Genomic DNA, 19,493 nt, shown 5'->3' on the forward strand with positions numbered 1-19,493 from the left:
CGCCTTTCCTCATGGAGGGTCTCCTCACGAGCCCCTCCGACTAGCTAACGAGATGTCACACCGAGGGTGCGGGTATCGGCAGGGCGACTGAGTGGCCAGGGACAGTCCCATCCGGACCCTTGCCGGGGAGGCCGCGACCCAGCGTCTCTCGGTAGGCAAAGAGCACGACGCAGAAGGAAATCCCTGTCATGCCGATCAGGAAGAAGGCAGGGGCCTCAGCGATCCCCGTCTGGCGGATCAGCCACTGCGAGACATAGGGGGCAGGACCGCCGGCGATGATGGACGAGATGTTGTAGCCAAGGGCGATCCCGGACACGCGCAGCGCCGGCGTGAAGAGCTCTGTATAGGCGGACAGGTACACACCCAGGTAGGCGCCCTCGAGAAGACCGAAGATAAGCTGCCCGCCGATCGCGAACCCCGTGCCCTGCTTCATCATCAAAAACAGCGGATAGGCCAGGAGGGTAAGTGACCCTGTGGCGATGAGGAAGACGGGCTTGCGTCCCACCTTGTCCGCCCACCGGCCCCAGAAAGGCAGGGAAAGACCGGCGAATAGCAAGGCCGACACGGTGGACCATGAGGCCTGGGACGCCGTCAGGATGCCCTGCGTCTGGAAGTACGTGGACATGTAGGTGAAGACGATGTAGTAGGCCGCGAAAGAACCCAAATTCAACCCCGTCACCAGTAGTACCTGCCGGGGCGCCTGCGTCAGTGCCTCGCGGATGGGGGACTTCTTCACCGCGTCCGCCTGGTCGATGCGGTCGAACTCCTCGGACTCCTCCATGTGCCGCCGGATGAACACCGCCACCAGGCCCATGGGCACTGAGAGAAGGAAGGGGACCCGCCATCCCCACTCCAACATTTGCTGGTCGGTAAGAGTGGCGTAGAGCACGGCGGTGACCACCGCACCCAGGGCTGTGCCGGTCACGAGCCCCAGATTAACGAATGAGGTATCGAACGCTCGGGTCCGGTCCGAGGACGCCTCAGCGGTGTAGGTTGCGGCGGAGGCCATCTCCCCGCCTGCGGCGACCCCCTGTACAGCCCGGAGCGTCACCAGGAGGATGGGTGCGAGCAGCCCCACGGACGCATAGACGGGCAGGACGCCCATCAGCGCGGAGGTCCCGGCCATGCCGATGACTGAGATGGTCAGAGCCGGTCGACGACCGAACCGGTCAGCGATGTGGCCGAATAGCATCCCCCCGAGCGGCCGAAACAAGAAAGAGACCCCGAATACAGCCAGCGCTGACAAGACGGCGACGGCCGGGTCCCCACTGGGGAAGAAGACCTTTGCGATCGTGACCGCCACGAAAGCGTAGACCATGTAGTCGTACCACTCGATCACAGTGCCCACACTGGAGGCAGTAATGGCCACACGCCGCCTCCGGTCCTTGCTCAAAGGCAGTCCTGGACGCAAGGTCTCCGGCAGGTGCATTCCGTGACCCCCTGAGGGGGTTCCGGGCGAGGCATTCATGTCAATCCCTTCAGGTCCAGGTGCAGGTGAGGAACGAGCGTCCACGGCATGAGCAGGGCGATCCCCAGGATCAGATTGCGAGTGATCTGAATCACTTTTTTGATCTGCGAGAATCTTAGCCCCTACAGAACGCCTGACAAGGAAGAGGCCGCATTTTTCCCCGATTGGGAACACTGGCATTCTGTAATCGCATCAATGTGAGGCCGAGCACAGCGCAGGCTACACCGCGCCCCACATGACGCCTTCTTGGCAGGCTGGATTGATGCCGCAGATGGGCTCACCGATGTTCCCTAGGCATTGGACGGGCCTTCGTAAGGTCGCAGAGTATGAGACCTACGACACCAAGGCCCCCGCATCGAGAGGACCCCTCATGACCCGCTACGTCACCCAGAACCCCGCCACCGGTGAGCTCCTGGAGGAATTCGCGGAGCTACCCGTCGGTGAGACTGAGGCGGTGATTGCTAACGCTGAGGCCGGCTACCGCGCATGGCGCGACGTCGACGTCGCGGAGCGGGCTCGCCTTCTCCACCGCATCGCCGACCTCTATGAGGAACGACTGGAGGAGCTCGCCCGGGACGTCACCACGGAGATGGGCAAGCCCGTCACCGCGGCCCGCGCCGAGATGTACACGGTGATTGGCATCTTCCGCTACTACGCTGAGCAGGGCCCGGCGATGCTGGCTCACGAACCCATCGCCGTCCAGGGTGAAGGCACGGCCTACATCCGTCGCGATCCCATCGGGGTGCTCCTGGCCGTCATGCCTTGGAACTTCCCCCACTACCAGGTTGCCCGGCTCGCCGCGCCGAACCTCCTACTGGGGAACTCCTTGATCCTCAAGCACGCAGGGATCTGTGCCCGTTCCGCACTCAATGTGCAGCGGCTCTTCACTGACGCAGGCCTGCCGCAGGGAGTCTTCACCTCGGCGTTCATCGGCCACGAGGCCGTGGCGACCATCCTCGAGGATGACCGCGTGCAGGGTGTCTCCCTCACCGGCTCAGACGCCGCGGGCGCGATCATCAGCGAGCTGGCGGGACGGAACGTGAAGAAGGCTGTCCTGGAGCTCGGCGGCTCTGATCCGTTCATCGTCGCCCCCGACGCCGATGTCGCCCGCGCCGCCGAGGACGCGGTGACTGGCCGGTGCACGAATTCCGGGCAGACCTGCACCTCGTCCAAGCGGTTCATCGTGGTTCAGGAGCACTTCGACGCGTTCGTCGATGCCTTCACTGCGGGTATGAGGTCGGTCCCATTCGGGGACCCCCGTGAGGCACGGACCGTCGTGGGTCCGCTCTCCTCGCAGGATGCCGTGGAGGAAATCCACGGGATCGTGACCGACGCCGTCGCGCACGGTGCACGGGTGCTGGTCGGCGGCGAGCCGATGCCGGGGCCAGGGTGCTACTATCCCCCGACGGTCCTCGTGGATGTGGATGAGTCCGCCCGCGCCTATCGTGAGGAGATCTTCGGCCCGGTTGCCGTGGTCCACTGCGTGAAGGACTTGAACGCGGCGATCCGGTTGGCCAACGACTCTCCCTACGGACTCTCCAGCTCCGTCTACACCACCTCGTCCGCCGTGGCGGACGAGGTTTCAGCCCGCTTGGAAACGGGCATGGTGTGGATTAACTCCATTTCAAAGTCCTCTGCTGAGCTCCCCTTCGGCGGTGTCAAGCGCTCAGGCATCGGCCGTGAACTTGGCACACTGGGAATCGAGGAGTTCGCGAACCACAAGCTGGTCCGTTCCCCAGAAGGGCTTGTCGGCGCCTGATTCCCACCCCATGATGACGCCGCCCTCGACGCCTCCGGAGGGGCCCCGCGCCCGGGCTCAGGCGTCGTCGGCGGGCGCCTCGGGCGCCGGGGCCTCCTCGGCGACGGACGCGAGGATCGGGGTGGCCGGCAGCTTCCGCACGCGCTTGGGGCGGCGGGCGCGGGCGGGGATGAGGGCGCGCATGTTCTCGGTCTTGCCGAAGCAGAGCAGCCGGTCGCCCTCCTCGAGGACCTTGGTGTCCGCGGGGTTGGGGAACACGGAGGTGCCGCGGTGCAGGGTGAGCACCTGCAGGTCCTTCGCGAGCAGCCCGGAGTCCTCGATGGACTGGCCCACCCAGCCGGAGCCGGCGTGCACGGTGATCTCACCGACCCCGTACCCGGTGGAGACGGCCAGGCGCTGGCGCACGTCGATGTCCGGGAAGCCGGCCTGGTCCGCCACGTAGTCGATGATCGCGCCGGCCACGTCCAGGTCCGTGGCGGCCTCGATGCCCTGCAGCCCCGGGGAGGAGTTCACCTCCATGACCAGCGGGCCGTGCTCGCCCTCGAGCATGTCCACGCCGGCCACGCGCAGGCCCATGATGTGGGCCGCCCGCACGGCGGTCTCCGCGTACTCGGGCGAGAGCTCGACGCGCTCCACGGTGCCGCCGCGGTGCACGTTGGAGCGGAACTCGTCCCCCTGGGCCCGGCGGCGCATCGCGGCCACCACACGGTCCCCCACCACGAGTGCGCGGATGTCCGTGCCCTTGGACTCCTCCACGAACCGCTGGATGAGCACCTGCTGGTTGGTGCCGTGCAGCGTCTCGATGATCGCCTCGGCCACCTTCTTGGTCGGCGCCAGGATCACGCCGATGCCCTGGGTGCCCTCGAGCAGCTTGATCACCACGGGTGCCCCGCCCACCATGTCGATCGCCGTGGAGACCTCGCCGCGGTTGCGCACGAACACGGTGGCGGGCATGTCGATCTCGTGCCGGGAGAGGATCTGGGTGGCCCGCAGCTTGTCCCGCGAGTTCATGATCCCGGCGGCCGTGTTGGGCGTGTAGACGTCCATCTGCTCGAACTGGCGTACCACGGCGGTGCCGAAGTAGGTCACCGAGTTGCCGATGCGCGGCAGCACGGCGTCATAGCCGGAGAGGGGGCGGCCGCGGAACATCAGATCGGGCTCGTCCGAGCTGAGGTCGATGCCGAAGCGCAGGGTGTCCAGGACCTTCACCTGGTGGCCGCGCTCGAGCGCCGCGGTCTTGAGGCGCTGCGTCGAGTAGGCGCGCAGGGAACGGGAGAGGATGGCGAGCTTCATGACCGCTTTCCTGGGAGGATGAGGGGCGTGTCTGAATCTAAGCACACGGCCCCGGCCCCCCACGGCGTGCCCCCCACCGACGACGGCGCCGCTCGCCCGGGGCTGGTGGGCTGGCGCGAATGGGTCGGCCTGCCCGCCGCCCACACCCCCTGGATCAAGGCCAAGATCGACACCGGTGCCCGCACCTCGGCGCTCCACGCCTTCGGCATCGAGCGGTTCACCCGCGACGGCGCCGCATGGGTCCGGTTCGAGGTGCACCCGTGGCAGACCTCGGCCGCGGACGCCCGGACGGCCGAGCTGCCGGTGGCCGACCTGCGCACGGTCCGCTCCTCGAACGGCGAGGCGCAGGAGCGCGTCGTCGTCGTGATGCCGCTGACCCTGGCCGGCCGCACGATCGAGGCGGAGGTGACCCTGACCCACCGGGACGAGATGGGCTTCCGCATGCTCGTGGGCCGCACCGCGCTGGCCGCCGGCGGCCTCCTCGTGGACCCCGCCGCCTCGTACGTGGGCGGGCAGCCGCCGCGCGGCGTGCGCCGCCGGAACCGGGGACGCGCGTGAGCCGTCGCCCCGCCCGCGCCCCCTTCGCGTTCGGCGGGGTCGAGGTGGCGGCAGGCCGCCGCCACGAGCTGTCCCTGCCGATCTCCCAGCTCGTCACCGGCGCGGACGTCACCCTGCCCGTGCACGTGCTGCACGGCCGCGAGGACGGGCCCACCGTGTGGGTCTCCGCCGCGATCCACGGGGACGAGGTGGCCGGCGTCGAGATCGTCCGCCGCGTCCTGGAGCGGCTGCAGCCCAAAAACCTGCGCGGCACCCTGCTGGCCGTGCCCATCGTCAACGTGCTCGGCGTGATGGCCGGAGACCGCTACCTGCCGGACCGCCGCGACCTGAACCGCTCCTTCCCCGGCTCCGCCCGGGGCTCGCTCGCCTCGCGCATCGCGCACCTGATGATGACCGAGGTGATCGGCCGCTGCACCGTGGGCATCGATCTGCACACCGGCGCGGACCGCCGCTCCAACCTGCCGCAGATCCGGTGCGACCTGGAGGACCCCCAGACCCGCGCGCTCGCCGAGGCGTTCGGCGCCCCCGTGCTCTTCCACGCCCGCCTGCGGGACGGCTCCCTGCGCGCCGCGGCCCGCGAGACCGGCGCGCGCGTGCTGCTCTACGAGGCCGGTGAGGCCTGGCGGTTCGACGAGTACGCGATCGCCCCCGGCGTGGACGGGGTCCTGCGCGTGCTCGCGGCCCTGGACATGGTGGATCCCGCGGACGTCGGGCTCACCGAGCCCGGGCCGGACGCCGTCGTCGACGCCCCCGGTCCGCTGCCCGGCGAGGTCCCCGAGGAGCGGACCACGGACGTGCCCGAGGCGACCGATGCCACCGGCGAGGACACCGCCGCCGTGCACCCCGACGTCGTCGACGGCGAGCAGGACTCCCCGTACCTGGTGTGGCAGTCCACCTGGGTGCGCGCCCGCGCGGACGGCCTCGTGCACCTGGACGTCTCCCTCGGCGAACGCGTGAGCGCCGGGGACCGGATCGGGGCGCTCTACAACTCGTTCGGCCGCCGCCTCGCGCACGTGAAGGCCGAGCTGACCGGCGTGGTCATCGGCCGCACCGAGGCACCCCTGGTGCACCGCGGCGACGCCCTCGTGCACATCGGGGGATGGGACGCATGAGCAGCGGCGGGGCGCCGTCCGCGCGTCGGAGCCGCCCGGCTCAGGCCGGGGACGGGCGCCGGGCGATGGCCCGGCCGCCGTGCACGAGCCGGTAGTAGAGCAGCAGCGCCACCCCGACGCCGCCGGAGAGCAGGTACATCACCGGGATCCCGACGGCGGCCACCACCGCGCCGAGCACCATGGGGCCGAGGCCGGTGCCGAGGTCCAGGAGCAGGAAGAACGTGCCCGTGGCGACGCCGATCTCGGTGGGCCGGACCACCTTGATCGCGATGGTCTGGAACACGCTCACCACGGGCCCGTAGGTCAGCCCCAGCAGGGCGCCGGCCACGAGCATGCCCGCCGGCTCCCGCCACAGCGCCAGCACCGCGTAGGAGACGGCCATGCCCGCGAGGATCGGGTAGACGACGGCGTTGTCCCCGTGCCGGTCGTGCAGCACGCCCAGGACGGCACGGCCCACGATGGTGCCCGCGGCGAAGAGCAGGAAGAACAGGCTCGGCACCATCGCCGGGTAGCCCTGCTGCTGCGCGAACGTGGCCATGAACGCGAGGATGCCGCCGTACATGAACCCGGAGGCCAGGGCCACGCCCGCCGCCGGCGCCACCTCTGCGGAGAACACGTCCGCCCGGTGCAGCCGGAACCGGCCCGTCAGCGGCGGCTCGGGCACGCGCAGGAACAGGGCGATCAGCAGGGCCATGCCCGTGAAGCCGATGCACGCCCAGAACAGGGCGTCGTAGCCGAGGGCGGTGCTCAGCTGCAGGGCCACCATCGGCCCGACGGCGCCCGCGAGCGTCATGGACGTGGAGAACCAGCCGGTGCCCTCGGAGCGGCGCACCGGCGGGACGATCCGCTGCACGGCCGTGGCCAGCACGGTGCCGGCCGCGCCGAAGCACATGCCGTTGAGCAGCCGCACCGCGGTCAGCGTGGCCAGGGAGTCCGCCCAGAGGTACGCCGCCGTCGTGAGGACGTAGCAGGCCAAGGCGACGAGCAGGACCCGCCGCCGCCCCCACGCGAAGGTGGCGGGTGTCGTCGTCATGCGGGTGAGGACCGCGCCCAGCACGAACGCCCCCACCACGACGCCGGCCTCCGCGTCCGACGCGCCGAAGGACGTGACGGCGTAGAGCGCCATCGCGGTCATGAGCGTGTAGAAGATCATCGCCACGAACAGGTAGGTGGCGCTGACGAGGATGAACGGGCGCGTCCACAGGGGCGGGCGCGGGGCCGCCGTCGAGCCGGCAGGGTCGGAGGGCGGTGGGGCGGAGGGCATGATCTCCATGTTCCCCCACGGCACGAGGCCCCGGCCCGCTCGTGAAGAGCGGACCGGGGCCTCGGGTGCGCGTCGCCGGCGCGACGGGCTCAGAAGCGGATGATCACTTCTTGGCCTTGGCGGCCACGACCTGCAGCTGGACGGTCGCGATGACGTCCTCGTGCAGGCGGACCTGGGCCTCGTGGTTGCCCACGGACTTGATGTGCGCCGGCAGGGTGATCGAGCGCTTGTCCACGGAGCCGAGGCCGGCGGCCTCGATCGCCTCGGCGACGTCGGCGGTCTGGACGGCGCCGAACAGGCGACCCTCCGCACCGGCGGTGCGCTCGAGCTTCACGGTGGCGGACTGGAGCTGCGCGGCCTGGGCCTGCGCGTCCTCCAGGTTCGCCACGGCGCGGGCCGCGCGGGCCTTCTGCAGGGACTCGACCTGCTTCTCCCCGCCCTTGGTCCACACGGTGGCGAAACCGCGCGGGAGCAGGTAGTTGCGGGCGTACCCGTTCTTGACCTCGACCACGTCACCGGAGGTGCCGAGACCGGCCACTTCCTGGGTCAGGATGAGCTTTGCCATCTGGGTGTTCCTTCCTTCGCTCGCTCGATCAGCCGCGGCCGGCGCCGGCGTAGGGCAGCAGGGCCACCTCGCGGGCGTTCTTGACGGCCTGGGCGATCTTGCGCTGCTCCTGGACGGTCACGCCGGTCACGCGACGGGCACGGATCTTCCCGCGGTCGGAGATGAACTTGCGCAGCAGGGCCACGTCCTTGTAGTCGATCTCGGTGATCTTGGCGGCCTTGAGCGGGTTGGACTTCGGTTTGGGCTTGCGGAGTTCAGCCTTCGCCATCGTGGTGCTCCTTCAGAGTTCTCTGGAGCCCGCAGAACGGTTCTGCGGGATGGGATCACGCGGCGTCCCGTACGGGGCACGGGGCCGTGTGCAGTGCGGCCCGGCGGTACCGGGTCGCGGGTGGGATGGGCCACCGGGGGGCGGCCCTCCGGGCGAGATGCGCCCGGACGGAGAGGTCCGTGGTGTTCCGTGTCCGTCGCGGCCGTGGGGGCCGCGCCCGGTCAATGCAGGATCAGAACGGGGGCTCGTTGGAGGACGGGGTGTCCCATCCGCCGCCACCGCCGCCGGACCAGGGGTCCTGCGGTGCGGCCTGGCCGCCGCCCTGCTGCTGGCCGCCCCAGCCGCCGCCCTGCTGGGCGCCGCCGAAGCCGCCGTCGTTGTTCCCCCCGAAGCCGCCGCCGGCCGGGGCGCCGCCGACGCCGCCCCCCTGCTGGCCGCCGCCGAAGCCACCGCCGCCACCACCGCCGCGCTGGGCGCGGGTGACCTTGGCCGTGGCGAACCGCAGCGCCGGGCCGACCTCGTCCACGTCCAGCTCCCAGCTGGTGCGACGGTTGCCGTCCCGGTCGTCGTAGGAGCGCGCCCTGAGGCGGCCCTGCACGATCACGCGCATGCCCTTGGTCAGCGACTCCGCCACGTTCTCCGCGGCCTCGCGCCAGACCGAGCAGCGCAGGAACAGCGCTTCGCCGTCCTTCCACTCGTTGGTCTGGCGGTCGAACGTGCGGGGCGTGGACGCGACGGTGAAGTTCGCGACGGCCGCGCCGTTCGGGGTGAAGCGCAGCTCCGGGTCGGCGGTGAGGTTGCCGACCACGGTGATGACGGTCTCGCCTGCCATGGTCACTCCTGTCTTCGGGGGTTCTGCCGGTCAGTGACCGGATCCGGGGATCCGGGACTGCTCAGCGGGGTTCCGGTGGGGGCGTCGGGGACTGATCCGATGCTCTCAGACCCTCCGGACACGGTACGAGGATCACTCAGCGGTGATCTTCTGCTCCTCCGGACGGATGATCTTGGTGCGCAGGATCGTCTCGTTGAGGTTCAGCAGACGGTCCAGCTCCTGGGTGGCGGCCGGCTCCGACTGGAAGTTGACGACCACGTAGATGGCCTCGGACTTCTTCTGGATCTCGTAGGCGGTCTTGCGGCGACCCCACACGTCGATGTTGTCGACGGTGCCGCCGGCGTTCGTGACGACCTCGAGGTACTTCTTCAGGGTCGGCTCCACGGTGCGCTCGTCGACCTCAGGGTCGATCAGCACCATCAGCTCATAAGCACGCATGCGAACCCACCTCCTCTGGGCTTGCGGCCGCGGTCTCTCCGCGGCAGGAGGTTCTGCGTTCTCCCCTTACGCATGCATCCGCACTCTTCGGCGGCACGCAGGGGATCCCGTCAAGAATACCAGCATTGCGCCTCCGCAGATGAGGTGCCACCCCTAGGGGGCCGTGGGGTGGCCGGGGCTTGCCCTCGGTCGACGACGACGTACCTTGGAAGGAGGACACACATCCTGTGTCAAACCCCTCTCACGTTTCGGAGCATCCATGTCAGAGTCCACGTCGGCAGCGCCCCAGCCGTCCCAGTCCGTCCCCTCCCGCCGCCGAGTCGCCAGCAGCCTCGCGTGGGCGGTGCCGACCGTCGTCGCCGCCGCCGCTGCCCCCGCCGAGGCGGCCAGCCCTCTCCCGCGGATCGACCGCGTGTTCAGTATCCGCCGCGCCACCACAGCAGCCGTGCCCGGCGCGTCGGTGTCGGCCTGCGGCTCGGGTTCGACCCGCTTGAGCGTCACCACGGACGACGTCAATACCTACTACCGGATCGCCAATGTGCGCACCGGCTCCACGGTGACGGATGTGACCGCCTCCGTCCTGGTGCAGAAGGACATGGTGGATGCGATGGGGTCTCGGAACCCCCTCACCTGGACGAGCGCCACGACGGACTGGAGCACCCCCGTCCGTGAGGTCTCCGGGACCGGCAGTCCGGTCCTGTACACCAACAACGGCACCCGGTACTACCGCTACGTCAGCAAGCTCTCCACCCCGGTACCCGCCCCCGTCTCAGGCACCATCACCCTGCCGCGCATCGGGTGGTACAGCAACTGCAGCACGACCCTCGCCGGCGTGTCGGTCAGCGGCCGCGGCAGTGCCGTCGTGAACGGCATGACCTTGGACAATGTCGGCGACTTTCGGACGCTGTGACCCCGGGCCCCGCCGGCTGACGCAGCCCCGCGCACGCCGCACGTGGCAGCCGTCATCCCCCGCCGCGCCTCACACCCCGCGGAAGAACTCCCGCACGGCCGCCGTCAGGTGCTCCACGTCCCGCACGCCGCACATCTCGCGCGCCGAGTGCATGGACAGCAGGCCCAGGCCCACGTCCACGGTCCGGATGCCCAGGCGGGTCGCCGAGATCGGGCCGATGGTGGAGCCGCAGGGGACGTCGTTGTGGGAGACGAACTCCTGGAACGGCACCCCCGCCACGCCGCAGCAGCGGGCGAACGCGGCCTCTCCCCCCGCGTCGGTGGCGTAGCGCTGGTTGGCATTGATCTTCAGCAGCGGGCCGTGGTTCACGCGCGGGTGGTTCACGGGGTCATGCCGCTCGGCGTAGTTCGGGTGCACCAGGTGGCCGGCGTCCGCGGAGAGCAGCCAGGACCCCGCGATCGCCCGCGCGCGGCCCTGCCCGGCCACGCCGAGCACCTCGAGCACGCGCCCCATGACCTCCTCGAGCAGCGGACCGGCCGCCCCGGACCGCGACGCCGACCCCAGCTCCTCGTGGTCGAACGCGGCGAGCAGCGGGATCACCGGGGCGCCGGCCGCCTCACCGGCCACCCCGCCCGCGACGGTCCCCTCGTACGCGATCGCCCCCTCGGCGCCACCGTGTTCGCGCGCCAGCTCCTCGAGCGCCACGAGGCCCGCGTGCACCGAGCTCAGGTTGTCCAGCCGGCCCGACGCGAAGAACTCGCCCGCCAGCCCGAAGAGTCCGGGCGCCTGGGCGTCGGCCACCACGACGTCGTGCCCGCGCACCGCGGCCGGGTCCACGCCGGCGGCGGCCGCGAGCGCGGTCAGCACGTCACCGGGCACGCGGGCGGCCAGACCGTCGGCCTCCGCCTCGCCGGCGCCCTCGCCGCGCGGGGCGAGCGCCCCCACGACGGGGTTCGTGTGCCGCTGCCGCTTCAGCGTCAGCCCCTCGTTGACCTCGCGGTCCAGGTGGATGGCCAGCTGCGGGATGCGCCCCACGGGCCCGGTCGCGGCGAGCACCTGCGTGCCGTCGTCGAGGGCGAGACGCCCGGCGAACCGCAGCTCACGGTCCAGCCACGAGTTCAGCAGCGGGCCGCCGTACACCTCGACGCCGGCCTGCACCCAGCCGTCGGCCGTCACGGTGGCCGGGTTCGGCTTGAGCTTGAACCCCGGCGAGTCCGTGTGCGCCCCGAGCACGCGGAACACCGGCACGACGTCGGCGCTCGGCCCCGCCTCGTCCGGCCCGGCCACGCGCGGCTCAGCGCCCGCGGCCCGGCCCAGCGCCCCGGCGCCCGTCGGCACGATCCAGGCCACCGCCGCGCCGTCGCGCACCACCACATAGCCGCCCGGGGCCGACGGGAAGTCGACCGTCTCGTCCAGCCGGGTGAAGCCGACGGCCTCCAGACGGCGTGCGACCTCCTCCGCGGCGTGGTAGCTGGAGGGCGAGGCGGTCACGAACTCGGCCAGGTCCCGCAGGTGGGCGGGCATCTCGGCGACGGTGTCACGGGTCACGGGGGTCATGCCCCGACCGTACCGCGCCCCGTCACCCCGTCCGGCTACCCTGGCCCGGAGGCGGGCCCGCTGCATCGCCCGCCCCGTCAGCGCAGGAGGAGCCCGCCGTGGACATCATGATCGCCGTCGCCGTGGGGGTCTTCCTCCTGGTGGCGTGGACCGTGGGCGGCTGGGCCATCGTGCGGATGGCTTCACCCGGGACGGGGACGCGGCCCGCGCCCCCGCCCACGACGCACACGACGACGGCGCCGCGCGTCCGGTGCACCCCGGCGCGGCCGCGGACCCGGCCACCGACCCCCACGTGATGTGGCGCGAGCAGATGAAGGCGGCCACGGCCGCCTCCGGGGCGCAGTGCGTCTGCCCGCCGCCGCCCCGCGAGGACGGCGCCGCCGCGGCGGGGACGACCGCGCCGCCGTCGTCCCCGGACTGCCCGATCCACCGCTGGGACTACGCCTGAACCGCGGCCGGTCGGCCTGAGCGCCCCTGGGCCGGTCCGGCGTACGCGCCGGCGAGCGGGTCGGTGTCCGGGTGGCCGCCGTGGTCGCGCTTCACGAGGTCCTCGGCCGGGTGCAGCATCTCCCACACGACGCGCCCGCACAGCCACAGCACCGCGAGCATGTGCGCGAGGATCGCGGCCACGTAGACGGAGTCGTCCATGGAGTGCTGCGGCGGGGTCTCGGCCACCCCCTTGGCCAAGTACATCCACACGGCGAAGAAGTGCAGCGCCTCCACCGTCTGCCACACCCAGAAGTCCCGCCACCGCGGCAGGGCGAGCGCCAGGAGCGGGATCAGCCAGACCACGAACTGCGGTGAGTACACCTTGTTGGTGAGCACGAACGCCGCCACCACCAGGAACGTCAGCTGGGCCAGCCGCGGGGTGTGCCGCACCCGCACGCCGAGCACGAAGATCCCCAGGCAGCACACCGCGAAGGTCCCGTAGGCCAGCAGGGTCAGGGAGTCCTCCGGAACGAACGCCCACCCGGCCTGCGCGGCGGTCACGTCCCACGCGTGCCACACGCTGGACAGGCCCGGCCCGCGCTCGCCGGAGAAGGTGAAGAACACGGACCACGCCTGGACGTTCACGACCATGAGCGGCACGTTGACCGCCGCCCACGCCGCCACCGTGCCCCCGGCCGCGAGCAGGAACGGCCGCCACCGCCGCGAGCGCACCGCCAGGATCAGCAGCGGCCCCAGGATCAGCAGCGGATACAGCTTCATGGCCGCGCCGAGGCCGAACAGCACCCCCGCCGTCAGGGACCGGCCGCGCGACCACGCGTACATGCCGCACGCCAGCAGGGCCACGGCCCACAGGTCCCAGTTGATGGTGCCGGCCAGCACGATCCCCGGGGCCACGGCCACCATGAGCCCGTCCGTCCACCGGCGCCCCGCCATCCGGACGGTCAGCACCGCGACGACGGCCCACAGCACCACCACGAACCCGAAGTTCACGAGCCAGAACACCACCGTGCCCTGCTCCGGCGAGAACGGCAGCGCCTGCGTGATCCAGGCCGCCACCGAGCCCACGACGGACATCAGCACGGGGTACTCGAACGTGGAGCCCGCCCGGAACGGCGCCCACGGGTCCGCCGCGAACCCGCGCCCGCCGTAGAGCGCGGCCCAGTCCGAGTAGCAGCCCGCGTAGTAGACGTCCGGGGCGCCCCAGCCGTGCAGCAGGCACGGCGACTTCTGCAGCACGGTCACGACGGCGGCCAGAGCCACCAGCAGCGCCGTCAGCGCCACGGGCCCGGCCCAGGAGCCGGTCCCCCGTCCGGGGCCGTTCGCCGCGAGGCCGCCGGCGAGCTGGAAGCGGCCGCCGCGCTCACCGGGGGCGGGCAGGGCCCCGGACGGTGCGCTGTCAGCGGAACGCCCGGCGGGGGCGCCCGGGGCGGTCACGGCGTCGCTCGGGGCGCCGTCCGCGGCGTGAGTGGGCGGCTCGCTGGGGGTCGCGGCGTGCGCGGGGGCCGGTCTCATGCCCCCATCCTAGGAAGCCGCCCGGACACCGGACGGGCGGGGCCGCCGTCGTCGGTCGTAGACTGGCGGGGTTGATCCCCGGGTGAGCGCCCCGCCGAACGGCGTGGGCCCCCTGCGCGCGCTCCGCGTGCCCGCACCCGTTCCGGACAGTCGAGGAGAGAACCAGACCGTGGCCACCAATCCCATCCGCGTCGCCATCGCCGGCGTGGGCAACTGCGCAACATCCCTCATCCAGGGTGTGGAGTACTACCGCGAGGCGAAGGCCACGGACACGGTCCCAGGCCTGATGCACGTGCAGTTCGGCGACTACCACGTGTCCGACCTCGAGTTCGTGGCCGCGTTCGACGTGGACGCGAAGAAGGTCGGCCTCGACCTGTCCGAGGCCATCACCGCCTCCGAGAACAACACCATCAAGATCGCGGACGTGCCCCACGCGGACGTCACCGTCCAGCGCGGCCCCACCCTGGACGGCCTCGGCAAGTACTACGCCGAGACCATCGAGGAGTCGGAGGCCGAGCCCGTGGACGTGGCCCAGGCCCTCCGCGACGCGGAGGTGGACGTGCTGGTCTGCTACCTGCCCGTCGGCTCGCAGCTGGCCACCGAGCACTACGCCCAGGCCGCGATCGACGCCGGCGTCGCGTTCGTGAACGCCCTGCCCGTGTTCATCGCCGGCACCCCGGAGTGGGCCGAGAAGTTCACCGCCGCGGGTGTGCCGATCGTGGGCGACGACATCAAGTCCCAGATCGGCGCCACCATCACCCACCGCGTGATGGCCAAGCTGTTCGAGGACCGCGGCGTCACCCTGGACCGCACCTACCAGCTCAACGTGGGCGGCAACATGGACTTCAAGAACATGCTCGAGCGTGAGCGCCTGGAGTCCAAGAAGATCTCCAAGACGCAGGCCGTCACCTCCAACACCTCCGCGCAGCTGGGCGAGAAGGACGTGCACATCGGCCCGTCCGACTACGTGGCCTGGCTCGACGACCGCAAGTGGGCGTTCGTGCGCCTCGAGGGCCGCAACTTCGGCGACGCCCCGGTCTCGCTCGAGTACAAGCTCGAGGTGTGGGACTCCCCCAACTCGGCCGGCGTGATCATCGACGCCGTGCGTGCCGCGAAGATCGCCCTGGACCGCGGCATCGGCGGCCCGATCCTCTCGGCCTCGTCCTACTTCATGAAGTCCCCGCCCGTGCAGCACAACGACGACGCGGCGCACGAGCTCGTGGAGGCCTTCATCCGCGGCGACATCGAGCGCTGACCCGCCCGGTCCCCGCGGACCGCGCACGACGCCGGCCCGTCGCCTTCCCCGTGGAGGTGACGGGCCGGCGTCGTCGTGGGGGCGCGTGCCGCCCCGGCCACCGCGCTCAGCGCCGCGTGCCGAGCCGGTCCTCGATGGTGAGCCGGACGAGCTGGGCATACATGGCCTGGCCGTCGGCGCGGGGGTGCACGCCGTCGGCGGAGAAGTCCGTGACGTGCTGCTTCGCCGCGGCGTCCCAGTCCGCCAGGACGATCCGGTCCGGGTGGGCCTTGGCCTGCGCCTCCATCTGCACCTGCACGTCCGCGATCCAGTCCATCGGGCCGTGCGGCACCACGAGCACGAGCAGCCGGTCCTCGCCGACGGCCGCCAGGATCTTCTCCCAGTCGCCCCGATGGGTGGTGCCGTTGGCGCCCAGGGCCACCACGACGACGTCGCTCAGCTGGCCGTCCGCCTTGAGCTTCTCGAGCTCGTCCGCGGCGTCCCAGATCTGGTAGCCCACCTCCGCCTCGAGCAGCATCCCCGGCAGCTGCTCCATGAGCTTGGGCGCGGCCGAGAGCGAGACGGAGTCGCCGATCAGGGTGACGTCCGGGCCGAGCTCGGACGGCGGCAGGGCCGCGGTGAGCTGCTCCTTGGAGTACGTGGGGCGCGTGACGGCCGGGTCGCCGAGCCCGAGCCCGGACGGCTCGGCGGACGACCCGGGCGAGGACGTCGCACCGGCGGAGCCCTCCGCGTCCCCGGGGGCGGCCGAGCCGGGCGAGGCCGAGGCCGACGCCTCGGCCCGCTTCGACTGCTCCGCCGCGCGGGACTCGCGGGCCGCCTGCTGCGCCGCCTCGGCGGCCTTGAGGGACTCCTCCGCCTGGGCGATGTCCTGCTCCAGCTGGGTCTGCGCGGGCGAGTGCACCACGGCGGCCACGGCCGCCGCGGGCACGGCCACGAGCCCCAGGGCCGTGGCGGCGGCCGCGAACCGGCCGATCGGCCCGGCCCCGCCCGTGAACGCCCGCCGAGCGGCTGCGCCCCAGCGACCGAAGGCACCCCTGAACCCCTCGTGGAGGATGGGCTCCTCGATCAGCCGGGTGCTCAGGTCGGCGATCAGGGCGGTCAGCAGCAGGATCGCGCCGGCGGCCACGGGCTCGACCCACCCGGGGGCGTCCACGGGCACCATCACGCGCATGATCACGAGCAGCGGCCAGTGCCACAGGTACGCGGCGTAGGAGCGGCGCCCCCACCAGCGCAGGAACCCGTTGCCCAGCGCGCGAGAGAGCGAGTCGCGCCGGTCGCCCTGCACCACGTGCCAGACGATGAACGCGACGACGGCGGACAGGCCCGCCAGCACTCCGCGGTACGTGCTCGCGTGGCCGCCGTCGACCAGGGCGAAGCCCGCCGCGAGCACCGCGACGGCGCCCCACGCGACAGCCACCCGCGTGGCCGAGGTCCGCGGCTCGGGACCGCCGTGCTCGGGCCGGGGCACGTGGGCCAGGCCGATCGCCACGCACGCGCCGAACAGCAGGCCGAAAGCGTGGGTGTCCGTGCCGAAGTAGAGGCGGGCCTGCTCGAACCCGTGCCACGAGCCCCAGGCCATCCACGCCGCGGAGGCCACGGCCGCGACCGCGACCGCGAGGATACGACGTCGGTCCGCCACCCGCCCCGAGTTCACCGTGCTGCGCGGCGGCCAGGTGAGCAGGAGCAGCCCCCAGAGGAGCAGGGGCCAGAGGATGTAGAACTGCTCCTCGATCGCCAGGGACCACAGGTGCTCGAACAGAGGCGGCGAGGCGCGGTTGAAGTAGTCCCCGCCCTGCAGGATCATCACCCAGTTGCTGGTGTAGGTCAGGGCGCCGAACCATTGGCGACCCAGGCCCGCGGGGAACTCGTCCACCGCCAGCCACGCGAGCGCGGTGGTGCCCACGAGCGCCATCAGCATGGCCGGGATGAGGCGTCGGACGCGCTTCATCCAGAAGGTGCCCAGCGCCACGCCCCGGCCCGCGTCCACACCGCGGACCAGGCCGGTGGTGATGAGGAAGCCGGAGAGCACGAAGAACATGTCCACGCCCACGAACCCGCCGCGCAGGAAGGTGGGCCAGGCGTGGAAGACGAGCACGGCGAGCACCGCGATCCCCCGCAGCCCGTCGAGGGCGGTCACCCGGCCGGGGCCGCGGCTGACCCGTGTGCCGACCTTGACGGCGGGCGCGCCGTCCTGGGGCGACAGGGCATGGCGGGGCACGGGCGCGGTGCGCTGGTCGGAACTCACAGCGGTCGATCATCCCATCCGGACCTGGATGGGCCAAAGCCTCCGGCTATCCCCACCCGCCCCACCGCGTTGGGGGCGGTTTCCGGTGGTATTCCACTCCCAAAGCACCGATTTCCGCCCCCGGAAGCGGGGGGCGGGCGCCGGTCAGTGGTTGCGCAGCGCCTCGATGAGCTCGTCCTTGGTCATGGTGGAGCGGCCCTCGATGTCGAGCTCGCGGGCCCGCTTCGCGAGCTCGTCCTTGGTCCAGTCCTCGTAGGAGCCGGCCTCGCCGCCGCGCTCGGCGACCTCGTCCCGGCCGTCCCGGGCGGAGGCGTTGGCGATCCGCGCGGCCTTCTCCTCGCTCGCGCCCTCGCGGCGCAGCGCCTCGTAGACCTCGGGGTCCTTGATGTTGGAGGTGCCGGGGCCCATGGGGGCGCCGTTCTTCTCGGTCTTCTTCTCAGCCATGCGGCCAGTGTGGTCCCGGCCCGACGACGGGTGGAAGGTCCGCCGCGCCGCCTCAGTCCTGCTGGGCCTCCGGCTGCTCGGCCCACCAGCGCCGCAGCTCCGCCTCGGCCTCGGCCGGCTCGTGCGGCCCCTCGTCCAGGCGCCACTCGAGCAGGTGGGTGTACGCCCGGCCCACCACCGGGCCCGGGCGGATCCCCAGCAGCGCCATGATCTGCTGCCCGTCCAGATCCGGCCGCACGGCGGCGAGCTCCTCGGCCTCGGCGATCTCGGCGATGCGCCGCTCGAGGTCGTCGTACGCATGGGCCAGCCGCTCGGCCTTGCGCCGGTTGCGGGTGGTCACATCCGAGCGGGTCAGCGCGTGCAGGCGGGGCAGCAGGTCGCCGGCGTCGTGGGCGTACCGGCGGACGGCGGAGTTGGTCCAGCCGGCGTCGCCGTAGCCGTAGAACCGCATGTGCAGCTCCACCAGGCGAGCCACCGCCTTGATCGTGTCGTTGTCGAACTTCAGGGCACGCAGCCGCTTGCGGACGAGCTTGGCCCCCACGGTCTCGTGGTGCCGGAAGGTGACGGCCCCGCCCTTCTCGAAGCGGCGCGTGGCCGGCTTGCCGACGTCGTGGAGCAGCGCCGCCAGACGCAGCACGGGGTCGGGGGTCGACGGCGCGTACTCACCCTCCAGCTCCATGGCCTGCTCCAGCACGGTCAGGGAGTGGGCGTAGACGTCCTTGTGGCGGTGGTGCTCGTCCGACTCGAGCTGCAGGGCGGGCAGCTCGGGCAGGACGTGGTCGGCCAGGCCGGTGCGCACGAGCAGGTCGAGGCCGGCGCGCGGGTGCGCCCCGCACACGAGCTTGACGAGCTCCTCGCGGACGCGTTCGGCGGAGATGATCGTGATCCGCTCGGCCATCGCGGTCATGGCCTGCTCCACCTCGGGGGCCACGGCGAAGCCGAGCTGGGAGGCGAACCGGGCGGCGCGCATCATGCGCAGCGGATCGTCGGAGAAGGAGTCCTCGGGGGTGCCGGGGGTGCGCAGCACGCCGGCGTGCAGGTCCCGCATGCCGCCGAAGGGGTCCACGAGCTCGAGGGCGGGCAGGCGCAGGGCCATGGCGTTGACGGTGAAGTCGCGGCGCAGCAGGTCGTCCTCGAGGCTGTCGCCGAAGGCCACCTGCGGCTTGCGGCTGGCCGGGTCGTACTGCTCGGCCCGGTAGGTGGTCACCTCGAGCTGCCAGCCGGCCTTGCGGAAGCCGATGGTCCCGAACCGCCGCCCCACGTCCCACGTGGCGTCCGCCCAGCCGGCGCCCACGGCCTCGGACGCGTCCGGGTCGGCGTCCGTGGTGAAGTCCAGGTCCGGCGATGTCCGCCCCAGGAAGAGGTCGCGGACCGGGCCGCCCACCAGGGAGAGCTCGTGGCCGGCGGCCTCGAACCTCCGCCCCAGCTCCACGACGACGGCGGGCAGGGTGGCGTCCGCGGGGAAGCCGGGGGGCAGCGCGTGGGTGGCGGTGGTCAGATCCATGATGCCTACAAGGGTGCCAGACGGTCCCGGCACGGGCCCGCGCGGGCCGGGCTAGAGTT

18 protein-coding genes are annotated in these 19,493 nt (G+C 71.8%); 6 read left to right on the top strand and 12 right to left on the bottom strand.

The annotated features are described in order from the left end of the window. Nucleotides 1-55: 55 nt before the first annotated feature. Nucleotides 56-1,648, bottom strand: coding sequence for an MFS transporter (locus AC0VX0_RS11695; protein WP_342356898.1), 1,593 nt, complete (start codon nt 1,646-1,648; stop codon nt 56-58). A gap of 190 nt (nt 1,649-1,838) precedes the next feature. Here AC0VX0_RS11695 and AC0VX0_RS11700 point away from each other — a divergent pair, with 190 nt between their 5' ends. Continuing rightward, nucleotides 1,839-3,227 (top strand): NAD-dependent succinate-semialdehyde dehydrogenase, encoded by a 1,389-nt coding sequence (locus AC0VX0_RS11700; protein WP_144819903.1) that lies wholly within the window; start codon nt 1,839-1,841, stop codon nt 3,225-3,227. A gap of 57 nt (nt 3,228-3,284) precedes the next feature. On the opposite strand, the gene rimK is transcribed toward AC0VX0_RS11700, so the two are convergent. Next, nucleotides 3,285-4,520, bottom strand: a complete 1,236-nt coding sequence (rimK, locus tag AC0VX0_RS11705) for a 30S ribosomal protein S6--L-glutamate ligase (protein WP_036314384.1) — start codon at nt 4,518-4,520, stop codon at nt 3,285-3,287. 27 nt (nt 4,521-4,547) lie between these two features. On the opposite strand from rimK, the gene AC0VX0_RS11710 reads away from it, so the two are divergent. Together AC0VX0_RS11710 and AC0VX0_RS11715 are read left to right on the top strand one after the other, a co-directional pair. Then, nucleotides 4,548-5,078, top strand: a complete 531-nt coding sequence (locus AC0VX0_RS11710; RefSeq protein WP_036314387.1) for an ATP-dependent zinc protease family protein — start codon at nt 4,548-4,550, stop codon at nt 5,076-5,078. After that, a complete protein-coding gene (locus AC0VX0_RS11715) occupies nt 5,075-6,190 on the top strand; it encodes a succinylglutamate desuccinylase/aspartoacylase domain-containing protein (RefSeq protein ID WP_144819904.1) in 1,116 nt (371 codons plus the stop codon). The genes AC0VX0_RS11710 and AC0VX0_RS11715 overlap by 4 nt, the downstream gene beginning before the upstream one ends. A 40-nt stretch (nt 6,191-6,230) precedes the next feature. On the opposite strand, the gene AC0VX0_RS11720 is transcribed toward AC0VX0_RS11715, so the two are convergent. From AC0VX0_RS11720 to rpsF, 5 genes are all read right to left on the bottom strand, one after another. Beyond that, nucleotides 6,231-7,454, bottom strand: coding sequence for an MFS transporter (locus AC0VX0_RS11720; RefSeq protein WP_260490918.1), 1,224 nt, complete (start codon nt 7,452-7,454; stop codon nt 6,231-6,233). Between the two features lie 103 nt (nt 7,455-7,557). Continuing rightward, nucleotides 7,558-8,019: a 50S ribosomal protein L9 gene (rplI, locus tag AC0VX0_RS11725; RefSeq protein ID WP_002857787.1), complete on the bottom strand. Its 462-nt coding sequence runs from the start codon at nt 8,017-8,019 to the stop codon at nt 7,558-7,560. Between the two features lie 28 nt (nt 8,020-8,047). After that, the gene (rpsR, locus tag AC0VX0_RS11730) at nt 8,048-8,287 is read right to left on the bottom strand and encodes a 30S ribosomal protein S18 (protein ID WP_002857788.1); all 240 of its coding nucleotides are present in this window, start codon (nt 8,285-8,287) and stop codon (nt 8,048-8,050) included. Nucleotides 8,288-8,519: 232 nt separating this feature from the next. Beyond that, nucleotides 8,520-9,119 carry a single-stranded DNA-binding protein gene (locus tag AC0VX0_RS11735; RefSeq protein ID WP_036338481.1) on the bottom strand — a complete coding sequence of 200 codons (600 nt, stop codon included), beginning with the start codon at nt 9,117-9,119 and terminating at the stop codon, nt 8,520-8,522. A 132-nt stretch (nt 9,120-9,251) separates the two neighbouring features. After that, nucleotides 9,252-9,557 carry a 30S ribosomal protein S6 gene (rpsF, locus tag AC0VX0_RS11740; protein ID WP_002857790.1) on the bottom strand — a complete coding sequence of 102 codons (306 nt, stop codon included), beginning with the start codon at nt 9,555-9,557 and terminating at the stop codon, nt 9,252-9,254. Between the two features lie 343 nt (nt 9,558-9,900). Here rpsF and AC0VX0_RS11745 point away from each other — a divergent pair, with 343 nt between their 5' ends. Then, nucleotides 9,901-10,467 carry a hypothetical protein gene (locus AC0VX0_RS11745; protein WP_134377481.1) on the top strand — a complete coding sequence of 189 codons (567 nt, stop codon included), beginning with the start codon at nt 9,901-9,903 and terminating at the stop codon, nt 10,465-10,467. A gap of 69 nt (nt 10,468-10,536) precedes the next feature. Here the strand turns inward: AC0VX0_RS11745 and AC0VX0_RS11750 are convergent, their stop codons facing one another. Further along, entirely contained in the window at nt 10,537-12,024 is a 1,488-nt protein-coding gene (locus tag AC0VX0_RS11750; RefSeq protein WP_129867166.1) for a M18 family aminopeptidase, read from the bottom strand. Nucleotides 12,025-12,169: 145 nt separating this feature from the next. Here AC0VX0_RS11750 and AC0VX0_RS11755 point away from each other — a divergent pair, with 145 nt between their 5' ends. Beyond that, nucleotides 12,170-12,472 carry a hypothetical protein gene (locus AC0VX0_RS11755; protein ID WP_260490919.1) on the top strand — a complete coding sequence of 101 codons (303 nt, stop codon included), beginning with the start codon at nt 12,170-12,172 and terminating at the stop codon, nt 12,470-12,472. Here the strand turns inward: AC0VX0_RS11755 and AC0VX0_RS11760 are convergent. Continuing rightward, nucleotides 12,463-13,986 carry a glycosyltransferase family 87 protein gene (locus tag AC0VX0_RS11760; protein WP_134377482.1) on the bottom strand — a complete coding sequence of 508 codons (1,524 nt, stop codon included), beginning with the start codon at nt 13,984-13,986 and terminating at the stop codon, nt 12,463-12,465. The two genes, AC0VX0_RS11755 and AC0VX0_RS11760, sit on opposite strands and share 10 nt — an antisense overlap. A 169-nt stretch (nt 13,987-14,155) precedes the next feature. Here AC0VX0_RS11760 and AC0VX0_RS11765 point away from each other — a divergent pair, with 169 nt between their 5' ends. Then, the gene (locus tag AC0VX0_RS11765; RefSeq protein WP_002857798.1) at nt 14,156-15,241 is read left to right on the top strand and encodes an inositol-3-phosphate synthase; all 1,086 of its coding nucleotides are present in this window, start codon (nt 14,156-14,158) and stop codon (nt 15,239-15,241) included. A 106-nt stretch (nt 15,242-15,347) separates the two neighbouring features. Here the strand turns inward: AC0VX0_RS11765 and AC0VX0_RS11770 are convergent, their stop codons facing one another. The 3 genes from AC0VX0_RS11770 to AC0VX0_RS11780 all read right to left on the bottom strand — a co-directional run bounded on the left by AC0VX0_RS11770 (nt 15,348) and on the right by AC0VX0_RS11780 (nt 19,434). Next, complete coding sequence (locus AC0VX0_RS11770) at nt 15,348-17,486, bottom strand: acyltransferase family protein (protein ID WP_376173800.1); 2,139 nt, start codon at nt 17,484-17,486, stop codon at nt 15,348-15,350. A 144-nt stretch (nt 17,487-17,630) separates the two neighbouring features. Beyond that, a complete protein-coding gene (locus tag AC0VX0_RS11775; protein ID WP_002857801.1) occupies nt 17,631-17,930 on the bottom strand; it encodes a DUF7218 family protein in 300 nt (99 codons plus the stop codon). 52 nt (nt 17,931-17,982) lie between these two features. Beyond that, on the bottom strand, nt 17,983-19,434 hold the full coding sequence (locus AC0VX0_RS11780; protein ID WP_475451715.1) for a CCA tRNA nucleotidyltransferase: 1,452 nt from the start codon (nt 19,432-19,434) through the stop codon (nt 17,983-17,985). Nucleotides 19,435-19,493 lie beyond the last annotated feature (59 nt).

Source organism: Micrococcus sp. iso_26 (assembly GCF_056172975.1).